The organism is Mycobacteriales bacterium (assembly GCA_035690485.1).
In the GTDB taxonomy this organism is placed as follows: domain Bacteria; phylum Actinomycetota; class Actinomycetes; order JAFAQI01; family DASSKL01; genus DASSKL01.
Genome location: DASSKL010000016.1, coordinates 1 through 12340 on the forward strand (window position 1 = coordinate 1; position 12340 = coordinate 12340).

11 protein-coding genes are annotated in these 12340 nt (G+C 72.4%); 8 read left to right on the top strand and 3 right to left on the bottom strand.

Annotated features, from left to right (window positions below; translation table 11 throughout):
- Positions 1 to 1350, top strand: a 1350-nt coding sequence (pafA, locus tag VFJ21_02950) for a Pup--protein ligase (protein HET7406079.1), incomplete at its 5' end; no start/stop codon positions are given.
- On the opposite strand, the gene VFJ21_02955 is transcribed toward pafA, so the two are convergent.
- Entirely contained in the window at positions 1334 to 2410 is a 1077-nt protein-coding gene (locus tag VFJ21_02955) for a DUF3866 family protein (protein ID HET7406080.1), read from the bottom strand. The two genes, pafA and VFJ21_02955, sit on opposite strands and share 17 nt — an antisense overlap.
- Positions 2411 to 2457: 47 nt before the next feature.
- Here VFJ21_02955 and VFJ21_02960 point away from each other — a divergent pair, with 47 nt between their 5' ends.
- The 6 genes from VFJ21_02960 (at position 2458) to VFJ21_02985 (ending at position 8901) form a co-directional block, all read left to right on the top strand.
- Positions 2458 to 3414, top strand: a complete 957-nt coding sequence (locus tag VFJ21_02960) for a WYL domain-containing protein (GenBank protein ID HET7406081.1) — start codon at positions 2458 to 2460, stop codon at positions 3412 to 3414.
- Positions 3414 to 4367: a WYL domain-containing protein gene (locus VFJ21_02965; protein HET7406082.1), complete on the top strand. Its 954-nt coding sequence runs from the start codon at positions 3414 to 3416 to the stop codon at positions 4365 to 4367. The genes VFJ21_02960 and VFJ21_02965 overlap by 1 nt, the downstream gene beginning before the upstream one ends.
- Before the next feature lie 147 nt (positions 4368 to 4514).
- Entirely contained in the window at positions 4515 to 4847 is a 333-nt protein-coding gene (locus VFJ21_02970; protein HET7406083.1) for a hypothetical protein, read from the top strand.
- 125 nt (positions 4848 to 4972) lie between these two features.
- Positions 4973 to 5278, top strand: coding sequence for a Sec-independent protein translocase subunit TatA (gene tatA, locus VFJ21_02975; protein ID HET7406084.1), 306 nt, complete (start codon positions 4973 to 4975; stop codon positions 5276 to 5278).
- 60 nt (positions 5279 to 5338) lie between these two features.
- Complete coding sequence (tatC, locus tag VFJ21_02980; protein HET7406085.1) at positions 5339 to 6142, top strand: twin-arginine translocase subunit TatC; 804 nt, start codon at positions 5339 to 5341, stop codon at positions 6140 to 6142.
- 47 nt (positions 6143 to 6189) lie between these two features.
- Complete coding sequence (locus VFJ21_02985; protein ID HET7406086.1) at positions 6190 to 8901, top strand: DEAD/DEAH box helicase; 2712 nt, start codon at positions 6190 to 6192, stop codon at positions 8899 to 8901.
- 11 nt (positions 8902 to 8912) lie between these two features.
- Here VFJ21_02985 and VFJ21_02990 read toward each other — a convergent pair whose 3' ends face one another.
- Both VFJ21_02990 and VFJ21_02995 read right to left on the bottom strand, forming a co-directional pair.
- Positions 8913 to 10583, bottom strand: coding sequence for a glycerol-3-phosphate dehydrogenase/oxidase (locus VFJ21_02990; GenBank protein ID HET7406087.1), 1671 nt, complete (start codon positions 10581 to 10583; stop codon positions 8913 to 8915).
- Positions 10576 to 11448, bottom strand: coding sequence for a 5'-3' exonuclease H3TH domain-containing protein (locus VFJ21_02995; GenBank protein ID HET7406088.1), 873 nt, complete (start codon positions 11446 to 11448; stop codon positions 10576 to 10578). Before VFJ21_02995 ends, VFJ21_02990 begins: the two co-directional genes overlap by 8 nt.
- 87 nt (positions 11449 to 11535) lie before the next feature.
- Between VFJ21_02995 and VFJ21_03000 the strand changes: the two genes are divergently transcribed.
- A complete protein-coding gene (locus tag VFJ21_03000) occupies positions 11536 to 12300 on the top strand; it encodes an SDR family NAD(P)-dependent oxidoreductase (GenBank protein ID HET7406089.1) in 765 nt (254 codons plus the stop codon).
- Positions 12301 to 12340 lie beyond the last annotated feature (40 nt).

Genomic DNA, 12340 nt, shown 5'->3' on the forward strand with positions numbered 1-12340 from the left:
CGCATCTTCGGGCTGGAGAACGAGTACGGCGTCACGTGCACGTTCCGGGGCCAGCGCCGCCTGAGCCCCGACGAGGTCGCCCGCTACCTCTTCCGACGCGTCGTGTCCTGGGGCCGGTCGAGCAACGTCTTCCTGAAGAACGGCGCGCGGCTCTACCTCGACGTCGGCAGCCACCCGGAGTACGCCACCCCGGAGTGCGACACCGTCGTCGACCTCGTCACGCACGACAAGGCGGGGGAGCGGATCCTCGAAGGTCTGCTCATGGACGCCGAGCGGCGGTTGCGCGAGGAGGGCATCGCCGGCGATATCTACCTGTTCAAGAACAACACCGACTCCGCCGGCAACTCCTACGGGTGCCACGAGAACTACCTGGTCGGCCGGCACGGGGAGTTCAGCCGGCTGGCCGACGTACTCATCCCGTTCCTCGTCAGCCGGCAGATCATCTGCGGCGCCGGGAAGGTGCTGCAGACCCCGCGCGGCGCCGTCTACTGCGTGAGCCAGCGGGCGGAGCACATCTGGGAGGGCGTGAGCAGCGCCACCACGCGCAGCCGCCCGATCATCAACACCCGCGACGAGCCGCACGCCGACGCCGAGAGGTTCCGCCGCCTGCACGTGATCGTCGGCGACTCCAACATGAGTGAGACCACGAACCTGCTGAAGATCGGCACCACCGACCTCGTGCTGCGGATGCTCGAGGCGGGCGTGGTCATGCGCGACCTGACCCTCGACAACGCGATCCGGGCGATTCGCGAGATCAGCCACGACATGACCGGTCGGCGGCGGGTCAAGCTCGCCAACGGTCGCGAGGCCAGCGCGCTGGAGATCCAGCTCGAGTACTACGCCAAGGCCAACGACTTCGTGCAGCGCCGGGGCGGCGACGCGACGGCGGAGCGGGTGCTCGACCTCTGGGGCCGCACCCTCACCGCGATCGAGTCCGGTGACCTGGACCCGGTCGCCCGCGAGATCGACTGGATCACCAAGTACCAGCTGATCGAGCGCTACCGGGCCAAGCACAACCTGCCGCTGTCGAGCCCCCGCGTCGCGCAGCTCGACCTCGCCTACCACGACGTCAACCGCGACCGCGGCCTCTACTACCTGCTCGAGCGCAAGGGCGCGGTCGCGCGGGTCAGCACCGACCTCGCGGTCTTCGAGGCGAAGTCGGTACCGCCGCAGACGACGCGGGCCCGCCTGCGCGGCGACTTCATCAAGCGGGCGCAGGACAAGCGCCGCGACTTCACCGTCGACTGGGTGCACCTCAAGCTCAACGACCAGGCCCAACGCACCGTGCTGTGCAAGGACCCGTTCCGCGCGGTCGACGAACGCGTCGACAAGCTCATCGCGTCGATGTGAGCAGCGCGGCGGCGTGCCGCCCGGCCGCCGCCTGCGCGAGGAAGTACGACGGATCGGCGTCGAGCCCGCGGCCCATGGTCGACAACGGGACGGGAGTCCCGCGCAGCGCGTCGTACAAACCGTCGACGGCGACCTCGACGAGCCGGTGCCGCTCGCCCAACGCGACCACCTGCTCTCGCACCCGGGCGCCGAGGTCGCCGTCCAGCAACGGGACGGCGACGTCCGCCGGAACGAGAGCGACCCGGCCGTAGGCCGTGAGCGAGTGGTGTGACACCCCACGGTGCCGCTCCCGGGTGTCGGCCTCGCTGACCCGTAGGGCGGCGATCGGGCGCCCGCCGAGCACCGCCGCCGCGTTGACCGCCTCACCCGCGGTGACGCCGGAGAAACCCCAGCGCGTGCCGGTGCCGAGGTTGCCCGGCCCCTGGGCCACGACCGCGACGTCCGCGCCGAGCACCAGGCGGGCGGCCAGCAGACCGGTATGCACGGTCACGGCCTCGACGTCGCCGCCGTAGGCCTGTCCGACCGTGACCGCGCCGGCGAGCCAGCCCGCGTCACGCAGTGCGGCCACCGTGCGCGAGAACCAGAGCGGCAGCGCCCCGCCGTCGGTCATGACGTAGACGACGCGGGCGTCCGGCCGGCGATCGCGCAGACCCGCGACCACGGCGGGGAGAGCCGAGTGCAGGTCGGCGACGACGACCGGCATCGCGGCGATGTCGTCGCCGTCCGCGAGAAGCGGGTGGTGCGGCGAGTCCTGCTCGTCGACGCCGAGCACCACCGTCTGCATCGGCGTGTAGCGCGCCTTGACCAGGTGCCCGGGCTCGTCCGTGTCGGATGGCAACCGCTCGGGCAGCGCGACGACCAGGGCGTAGCCGCCCGTGCCCAGACCCAGGTCGAGAGCGGTCGTGTTCAGCAGGACCGTGTCCCCCACGCCCGGATGCCCGACGAGCGAGGGGTAGGCCAGCGCTCGCATCACCCCGTCGTCGACCTCGACGTCCAGCTCGACGGCACCAGGCCAGGAACGGGCGATGGCGCGCACCTGCCCCGCTCGCCACCGGATCACGCGTCGGAGGCTAGCGATCCGGCCGGCCCGCGCTAGCGTGGCCAACCGTGTCCGCCCGCAAGACCGAGCGGCTGCTCAACCTCGTGATCTGCCTGCTCGCCACCCGCCGGCACCTCACGGCCGAGCAGATCCGCCGCGCCGTCCCGCAGTACGACGACTGCGCGAGCGACGAGGCGTTCCGGCGGATGTTCGAGCGCGACAAGGAGGAGCTGCGCGACCTCGGCATCCCGCTGGAGACCGGCTCCGACAGCGTCTGGGACGACGAGCCGGGCTACCGGATCGCGCGGGGCGACTACGAGCTGCAGGACATCGCGCTGGAGGCCGACGAGGCCGCCGCGATCGGGCTGGCCGCCCGGTTGTGGCAGACGGCGGTGCTGTCAGAGCCGGCGTCGCGGGCGGTGCTGAAGCTGCAGGCCGCCGGGATCGAGACCGACGGGCGGGTCAGCGGCGCGCTCGAGCCGCGGGTAGAGGCGACCGAGGATGCGTTCGCGCCGCTGCTCGCCGCGGTGCGGGCCGGTCAGGCCGTCCGGTTCCCGTACCGCCCGGTGGGCGCGGCCGCCGCGGCCGAGCGCCACGTCGAGCCGTGGGGCATCGTCAGCTGGCGCGGTCGCTGGTACGCCGTCGGCCACGATCGCGACCGCGGGGCGACCCGGGTGTTCCGCCTCAGCCGGGTCACCGGGGACGTGCGACCGGTCGGCGCGGAGGGGGCCGTCGTGCCTCCCGCCGACGTCGACCTGGTCCGCGAGGTCGCCGGCATCGCGCACGAGGAACCCGCGGCAACCGCACGCCTGCGGGTCCGCGCCGGCCGCGCCGCCGACCTGCGTCGCAACGCGCAGCAGGAGAGCAGCGCGGAAGGCTGGGACGTCGTGACCCACGACTACGCCGATGCCGACCGCTTCGCGGAGTGGATCGCCGGCTACGGCGCCGACGTCGTGGTCCTCGAGCCGGCGGAGGTACGCGACGCCGTCATCCGGCGCCTGCGGGCAGCCGCAGGTGCGGTCTGATGGCCGCCGCCGGCGACCAGCTGCCGCGCCTGCTCGCGCTGGTGCCATGGCTGCTCGCGCACCCGGGGGAGCGGGTCACCGACGTCGCCGCCGAGTTCGGGGTCACGCCCACCCGGCTCGAGGCCGACCTGAACCTGCTCTTCGTGTGCGGCCTCCCCGGGCACGGGCCGGGTGACCTGATCGACGTCGTCTACGAGGGTGACCGGGTCTCCGTGCACAACGCCGACGCCATCAGCCGGCCGTTGCGCCTCACCGCCGACGAGGCGCTCGCGCTGGTCGTGGCGCTGCGGACGCTGGCGGAGGTGCCCGGGGTCGACGCGAGTGACGCGGTCCGCCGCGCCCTGGCGAAGGTCGAGTCCGCCGTGGGGGGAGAGGCGGGTCCGGCCGGCCGCGTCGCGGTGGCGGTCGAGAGCGAGGCCGACGTCGTCTCCGTCGCTACCCGCGGCCTCGAGGAGCGGCGGCGGATACATCTCACCTACTACGTCCCCGGCCGCGACGAGACCACCGAGCGCGACGTCGACCCGATGCGGCTGGTCCTGGCCGGCGGCCGCACCTACCTCGAGGCGTGGTGCCGGAGGGTCGAGGACGTACGCCTCTTCCGGCTCGACCGCGTGCTCGACCTGACGCTGCTCGACGTCCCCGCCGAGGTGCCCGCGGAGGCACGGCCGCACGACTTCAGTGCCGGCGTGTTCACCGCTGCGCCCGACGACCTGCTCGTCACCCTGGAGCTCGCCGCAGCCGCCCGGTGGGTCGCCGACTACTACCCGTGCGAGTCGGTCGAGGAGCTGCCCGACGGCGGGCTGCGGGTAGCCCTGCGCACTCCCGACACCGGCTGGGTCCGCCGGCTGCTGCTGCGGCTCGGCGCGCACGGCCGTGTCGCCGCCCCCGACGAGCTCGCCGCACAGGTGCGCGCCGACGCCGCGGACGCCCTTGCGGCGTACGACGGGGGCTGAGCCGAGCCGCTACGCCCGGGTTGGTCCGGGTTGGTCCTCGTGACTAGTCACGTTGCGCCGACCGGCACTCAAGGACTTTCGCACCACCGCCGATGCAGTCATCGAACTCACCCATCAGGGTGACAGCGAGTGCGAAAGGACACCGCCGTGACCACGATCAAGGCGTCCTGCCCGGGCTGCGGGGAAGTCGAGCTGACCAGCGCCGACATCACGTTGCAGGTCTGCAACCACGCGCCGCTGTCCTACTACTCGTTCGTCTGCCCGACGTGCCGCGACGAGGTCCGCAAGCCGGCCGACGACCACGTCGTCTCGCTGCTCATGTCCGGCGGGGTGCGCGCCCAGGTCTTCGAGATCCCGGCCGAGGCGCTCGAGCCCAAGGCGGGCCCGACGATCTCCTACGACGACCTGCTCGACTTCGTGCTCCAGCTCTCGCGGCACGACCGCCTCGCGGCACTCGCCACCGCGGGCGCCCGTTCGTAAGTCCGACACACCCCCTCGAGAGGTCCCCCGCGGAAGATTCCGCGGGGGACTTCTGCGTCGAGGCCCTGTCGCGCACTTTGCGTCGTACGATCAGGGCGTCGGTTCCCCGCCGGAAGGATGGTCCAATGGGCGAGTTCAGCCCGTGGCACCTGCTCATCGTCGCCGTTGTCTTCGTCGTGCTGTTCGGCGCGAAGAAGCTGCCCGATGCGGCCAGGTCCATCGGCCGCTCGATGCGGATCTTGAAGGCCGAGGTCAAGACCCTCCACGAGGACGAGACCCCGACCGCTATGCCGCCGGCTCCGGTCGCGACATCGGCACCCGTTGCCCCGCCGCCGGCGATCGAGGCAACGGCGCAGCCGGTCGCCGCACCCGCGGCCCCGGCAGCACCCGCCGCGCAGCCGGCCGCGTCGCAGCACTCCGAGAGCGTCTGACCGGCCGCCGTCGTGGCCATGCCTCGACGGCGCACGGCGCGGCCCGCACCGGACGGGCGCATGACGCTCGTCGAGCACCTCGGCGAGCTGCGCTCCCGGCTCTTCAAGTCCTGCGTCGCGGTCGTCATCACCTCAGTTGGTGCGTTCGCCGTCCACGAACGCATCCTGCTGTTCCTCACCAAGCCCTACTGCAAGCTGCCGGAGGCGCACCGCCTGACCGGCGGGCACGACTGCTCGCTGATCGTCACCGGCGTGCTCGAGGGCTTCCAGGTGAGCCTGAAGGTGTCGCTGTACGCCGGCATCCTGGTCGCCGCACCGATCTGGCTCTACCAGCTGTGGCGCTTCATCACGCCGGGGCTGCTCTCCAACGAGCGCAAGTACGCGTTGACGTTCGTCGGCGCGTCGACCGCGCTGTTCGCCGGCGGCGTGGCGATGGCCTACCTGATGCTGGGTTACGGCCTGGAGTTCCTGCTCGGGTTCGCGTCGGGCAACCTGACGCCCGCACTGAAGATCGACAGCTACCTGTCGTTCATGACGACCTTTGCGATGGCCTTCGGCCTGGCGTTCGAGTTCCCGCTGACGCTCGTCCTGCTCAACCTGGCCGGCGTGCTGTCCTATGCGCGCATGCGCAGCTGGTGGCGCGGAATCGTGTTCGGCATCTTCGCGTTCTCCGCCGTCGCCACGCCGACCGGCGACCCGTTCACGATGTCGGGCATGGCGCTGCCCATGTGCCTGCTGTTCGGTGTCGCGCTGCTGATCGCCCGCTCGCACGACGCCCGCAAGGCACGCCAGGAGGCGGAGGCGCCCTACGCCAACGTGCCCGACGACGAGGCGACGCCGCTGGAGATGGAGCCCTCGCAGTAGGGGCTTCGGCTCCCGGCCGGCGCCTGCCTGCTGGGTAGCCTTCGAGCGTGGCTTCCCCCGCCGAGCGTTACTCCGCCGCTCGGCGGCGCGGCCAGTCGCCGGTGCTGGCCGACTTCCTCGCCCGCTACTCCTTCGGCCTCGACCCGTTCCAGGACGAGGCCTGCCGCGCCCTGGAGGCGGGCCGCGGCGTGCTCGTCGCCGCCCCGACCGGCGCCGGCAAGACGGTGGTCGGTGAGTTCGCGGCCCACCTGGCGCTGCAGACCGGACGCAAGTGCTTCTACACGACGCCGATCAAGGCCTTGTCGAACCAGAAGTACGCCGACCTGTCGGCCTGGCACGGGCCTGATGACGTGGGCCTGCTGACCGGGGACAACTCGATCAACGGCGACGCCTCGGTGGTCGTCATGACGACCGAGGTGCTGCGCAACATGCTCTACGCCGGGTCGGACACGCTGCGCGGACTCGGCTATGTCGTCATGGACGAGGTGCACTACCTGGCCGACCGGTTCCGGGGCGCGGTCTGGGAAGAGGTGATCATCCACCTGCCGGACGACGTACGCCTGGTCTCGCTGTCGGCCACGGTGAGCAACGCCGAGGAGTTCGGCGAGTGGCTCGGTGAGGTGCGGGGCGACACGGCCGTGATCGTGGAGGAGCACCGGCCGGTGCCGCTGTGGCAGTCGATGCTGGTCGGCCGCCGGCTCTACGACCTCTACGCCGACGACGCGCACAGCGACGTCAACCCCGAGCTGCTGCGGGTGGCCCGCGAGGACGACCGGTTCGGCCGGCCCGGTGGGTCGCGGCGCAGCCGGCCCGGCGACCGGCCACGGCCCCGGCGAGGCCCGTGGGTACCGGCCCGGCCCGACGTGGTCGAGGAGCTCGACCGCGCGGGCATGCTGCCCGCGATCACCTTCATCTTCAGCCGGCAGGGCTGTGACCAGGCGGTGGCGCAGTGCCTGCGCGCCGGGTTGCGGCTCAACTCGGCCGCCGAGGCCCGCGACGTCCGCCACCACGTCGAGCAGCGGACCCGGGACCTACCCGACGAGGACCTCGGCGTCCTGGGCTACCACGAGTGGCTCGACGGGCTCGAGCGCGGGCTCGCCGCCCACCACGCCGGCATGCTGCCGACGTTCAAGGAAGTGGTCGAGGAGCTGTTCGTCCGGGGGCTGGTCAAGGCGGTCTTCGCCACCGAGACCCTGGCACTCGGCATCAACATGCCCGCGCGCACGGTCGTGCTCGAGCGCCTGTCGAAGTGGAACGGCGAGGCCCACGTCGACATCACGCCGGGGGAGTACACCCAGCTCACCGGTCGCGCCGGCCGGCGCGGGATCGACGTCGAAGGGCACGCCGTCGTGCTCTACACGCCGGGCGTCGACCCCAAGCACGTCGCCGGCCTCGCCTCCACCCGCACCTATCCGCTGCGCTCCAGCTTCCGCCCGTCGTACAACATGGCCGTCAACCTCGTCGGCAAGGTCGGCCGGCACACCGCGCGCGAGCTGCTGGAGTCGTCGTTCGCGCAGTTCCAGGCCGACCGCTCGGTCGTCGGCCTGGCCCGCCAGGTGCGCCGCAACGAAGAGGCGCTCGAGGGCTACCGCGAGGCGATGACCTGCGACCTGGGCGACTTCGCGGACTACGCGGGACTGCGGCGTCGCCTCACCGACCGCGAGGCCGAGCTGGCCCGGCGGGGCGCCGCGTCACGGCGGGCCGAGGCAGCGAACGCGCTGGAGCGGCTGCGGACCGGCGACGTGATCCGGATCCCCGCCGGCCGACGGGCGGGGCTCGCGGTCGTCCTCGACCCCGGCCTGGCCGAGGGGCTCGAGGGTCCGCGCCCGACCGTGCTCACGGCGGACCGGCAGGTGAAGAAGCTGACCGTGCACGACTTCCCGGTGCCGGTCGAACCGCTCGCGCGGGTCAAGGTGCCGAAGAGCTTCAACTCCCGCAACCCGAAGAGCCGGCGGGACCTGGTCTCGAGCATGCGCAACACCGGAGTCGAGGAGGGCACCGGCCGGCCCCGGCGGCAGGCGTCGGGCGCGGCCGACGACCCGGAGATCGCCCGGTTGCGTGCCGAGCTGCGCGCCCACCCGTGCCACCGGTGCCCCGAGCGCGAGGACCACGCCCGCTGGGCCGAACGTTTCCACCGGCTGCGCCGGGAGACCGATGCGCTCGAACGTCGCGTCGAGGGCCGCACCAACACCATCGCCCGCACCTTCGACCGCGTGTGCCGGCTGCTCCAGGACGGTGGTTACCTCGACGGCGACACGGTGACTCCGGCCGGCGCGCAGCTCGCGCGCATCTACAACGACGCCGACCTGCTCGTCGCCGAGTGCATTCGCCGGCGGCTCTGGGACGGGCTGTCCGCGCCGGAGCTGGCCGCCGTCGTGTCCTCGGTGGCCTACGAGGCCCGCCGCGAGGAAGCCGGGCCGCCGAGGCTGCCCGGTGGCCGGGTGCGCCCCACCCTCACCGAGATGCAGCGGCTGTGGGTGCGGCTCAAGGACGCCGAGAGCGACCACCGGCTCAACTTCCTGCGCGAGCCCGACGCGGGTTTCGCCTGGGCGGCGCACCGCTGGGCGAGCGGCCACCCGCTCGACACCGTGCTCACGGAGACCGACCTGCCGGCGGGCGACTTCGTGCGCTGGGTCAAGCAGCTGCTCGACCTGCTCGGTCAGATCGAGGACGTCGCCGAGGAACCGTTACGTGCGACCGCCCGCGCGGCGATCCGGGCCCTGGACCGCGGTGTGGTGGCCTACTCCTCGGTCGGCTGACGGCGCGGCTTTCAGGCCGCGGAGGGCGTCGGCAGGCCGACGACGCCACGCTCGGTGCGTACGGCGTCGACGTAGGCGTCGAGCTGCCCCGCCACCCACCGCTCGTCGTAACCGAACTCCTCGGCGAGCAGCCGCGCGGCCCGGCCGGCCGACGGCAGGGCCGCGTCGCGATCGCGCAACGACAACCGCGTGCGGCGGCTGAACACGTCGTCGAGCGTCGCCGCACCCTCGGCGCGGGCCGCGTAGACGACCTCGGCCGCGATGTGGTCGGCGGCGGGAGACAGGGGCTCGCCGAGCGACGGGTCGGCCGCCACGAGCGAGAGCACGTCGGGCGCGTGGTCGCCGTGCTGGCGCACCAGGAGCTTGGCCACCTGCTCGGAAAGGCCGAGCTGGTCGGCGACCACCGTGACCTCCCGGATGAAGTCGGCCAGCCGGTGGTGCATCCCCAGGTTGATCTCGTCGGTGCGGCAGCGGGCCTTCTTGTCGTCGCGTTCCACGATGCGGTCGACGACGTCCTTGGCCATCCGGCGGAAGGTGGTGAGCTTGCCGCCGGTGATCGTCAGCAGGCCGTTGTCGTCGTCGAAGAGCACGTGGCGCCGGGAGACGTCGCTCATCGACTCGGGGTCGTCGCCCGAACGCAGCAGCGGCCGCACGCCCGCCCAGGCGCCCACGACGTCGTCGGCGGTCAGCCCGCGGTCGAAGACGGCGTTGCCGGCGGCGAGCACGTAGTCGAGGTCGTCCTGCGTCACCGACACCTCGTCGAGGGCGCCGTCGTACGGCGTGTCGGTGGTGCCGAGGATCGTCTGGCGGCCCCAGGGGATCGCGAACATCGACCGCTGGTCGCCCTGCTTGCTCGGCAGCAGCACGCTCGCGTCGTCGAGCGGCAACCGTGCGTGGGGTACGACGAGGTGCACGCCCTTGCTCGGCTGCACGAGGTCGCCGCGACCCGGGTTGGCCATCCCGAGCAGGCGGTCGACCCACACGCCCGTGGCGTTGACGACGTGCCGCGCGCGGATCTCGTAGGAGTCACCGCTCAGCCGGTCGGTCACGGTCGCCCCGCACACCGAGCCGTCGCCGTCGAAGAGCAGGCCGGTCGCCTCGGTGTAGGTCAGCACGCTCGCCCCGAAGCTACGGGCCGCCCGCACGACGGCGAGCACCAGCCGGGCGTCGTCGGTGGCGGAGTCGCCGTAGACGTAGGCGTAGGCGCAACCCGAACCGTCGAGGGCCGGCGCGAGCGCGATCGCCTCCTCGGCGGTGATGCGGTCATGCCGGCGGACGTTGCGCATGCCCGCGAAGACGTCGTAGGTCGTCATGCCGAGGCCGAGCAGGCGCCGCTTCGCGGTGTCGGGCCAGACCGGGTAGACGAAGTCCATCGCCCGCACGAGGTGGGGCGCGAGGCGCATCAGCAGCTGGCGCTCCGTGACGCCCTCGAGCACGAGGCCGAACTCGTAGTGCTCCAGGTAGCGCAGGCCGCCGTGGATGAGCTTGCTCGACTTGCTGCTGGTGCCGCTGGCGAGGTCGCCCATCTCCACGGCGGCGAGCCGCAGACCGCGGCTGGCCGCGTCGAGCGCGACGCCGGCGCCGGTGGCGCCCAACCCCACGACGAGGACGTCGAGCACCCCGTCGGTCGCGGACGCGATCGCGTCCTGGCGGTTGCGCAGCGTGAACGGACCGTCAGCCATTTCCTCCATGCTGCCACGCAAGGGCGGCCCCGAGCCGGTTCAACGCGCTGTCCAGACCCCAGCGGTCGCACAGCGCGACCAGCCCCTCGGGATCGGCCGGGGCGGTCGGCAGCAGGTCGTCGTAGACCGGCAGCGGCACGTCGGTCACCACGCGCACGACCACCTCCGCAGCCGCCACGTAGTCGGCGTGCCGGGCCACCTTCGGCTCGTGCTGCGCCGCCTCCGCGGCCGTGCCGTACTTCGTGACCAGTGCCGCGGCCGTCTTCTCGCCGACCCCCGGAACCCCGGGCAGGCCGTCCGACGGGTCGCCGCGCAACATCGCGAACTCGCCGTAGGACCGGCCGGGCACGCCGTACTTCTCGGTGATCGCCGCCTCGTCGACCACGTCGAGCCGGGCAACGCCACGCGCGGTGTAGAGCACCCGCACCGGCTTGTCGTCGCGCACCAGCTGGAAGAGGTCACGGTCGCCGGTGACGACGTCGACCGGTCCGCCGTGGGCCTCGGCCAGAGTGCCGATGACGTCGTCGGCCTCGAAGCCCGCAACGCCCACGCACGGGATGCCGACTGCGGCGAGCACCTGCTCGATGATCGGCACCTGCACGTTGAGCGCCTCCGGCGCCTGGTCGCCGCCACCCGGACCGACGCGGTGAGCCTTGTACGCCGGGAGCGCGGCCACCCGGAACGCCGGCCGCCAGTCGGCGTCCATGCACGCCACCAGCCGCTGCGGTCGGTACTTCCGGACCAGCTGCGCGGTCATGTCAACGAGCCCTCGGACCGCGTTGATCGGGGTGCCGTCGGGCGCGGTCACCGACTCCGGTACGCCGAAAAACGCACGAAAGTAAAGGGAAGGTGCGTCGAGCACCATCAGGCGGTCGGCGGTCACCCGGCCAGCATGGCGCAGCGGGGCGACCCGCGATCAACCTGACGACGGTGTCGGGCTACATTCCCCCGCATGGATATCAACGGTGCAGGAGCCATCATCTCGGGTGGCGCGTCCGGTCTCGGTGAGGCGACGGCACGCGTCCTCGCGTCGGCGGGTGTCAAGGTCACCATCGCCGACCTCAACGCCGACAAGGGCAAGGCCCTCGCCGACGAGCTGGGCGGCGTCTTCGTCTCGACCGACGTGACCGACGAGGGCCAGGTCCAGAACGCCGTCGACCAGGCGGTCGCCACCGGCGCGCCGCTGCGGATCGGCGTGGCCTGCGCCGGCATCGGCTGGGCGTCCCGCATCGTCGGCCGCGACGGCACCCCCCACGACCTCGGTGCCTACAAGAAGATCGTCGAGGTCAACCTGATCGGGACGTTCAACTTCTGGCGCATCGCCGGCTCGGCGATCAGCCAGACCGAGGCGCTGGAGAGCGGCTCGCGCGGCGTCCTCGTCGGCACCGCCTCGGTCGCCGCCTTCGACGGCCAGATCGGGCAGATCTCCTACTCGGCGTCCAAGGGCGGCATCGTCGGCATGACGCTGCCGGCCGCGCGTGACCTCGCGCCGGTGGGCGTCCGGGTCTGCACCATCGCCCCCGGGCTGTTCGACACGCCGCTGCTCGGCATGCTCCCCGACGAGCAGAAGGCCGCGCTGGCCAAGGACGTCGTGTTCCCGAAGCGACTCGGCCGCCCGGAGGAGTACGGCAAGCTGGTGCGCGCCATCGCCGAGATCGACTACCTCAACGGCGAGACGTTCCGGCTCGACGGCGCCCTGCGGATGCCGCCGAAGTAGCCTCGGCGATCCTGCTCCCGCTCGACCAGGGTCACTCCTG

Excerpts from the sequence above, each read along its gene's own strand:
- tatC (HET7406085.1), top strand. The coding sequence starts at position 5,339 with ATGACGCTCGTCGAGCACCTCGGCGAGCTGCGCTCCCGGCTCTTCAAG.
- VFJ21_02995 (HET7406088.1), bottom strand. The coding sequence starts at position 11,448 with ATGGTGCTCGACGCACCTTCCCTTTACTTTCGTGCGTTTTTCGGCGTA.
- VFJ21_03000 (HET7406089.1), top strand. The coding sequence starts at position 11,536 with ATGGATATCAACGGTGCAGGAGCCATCATCTCGGGTGGCGCGTCCGGT.
- VFJ21_02990 (HET7406087.1), bottom strand. The coding sequence starts at position 10,583 with ATGGCTGACGGTCCGTTCACGCTGCGCAACCGCCAGGACGCGATCGCG.
- VFJ21_02965 (HET7406082.1), top strand. The coding sequence starts at position 3,414 with ATGGCCGCCGCCGGCGACCAGCTGCCGCGCCTGCTCGCGCTGGTGCCA.
- tatA (HET7406084.1), top strand. The coding sequence starts at position 4,973 with ATGGGCGAGTTCAGCCCGTGGCACCTGCTCATCGTCGCCGTTGTCTTC.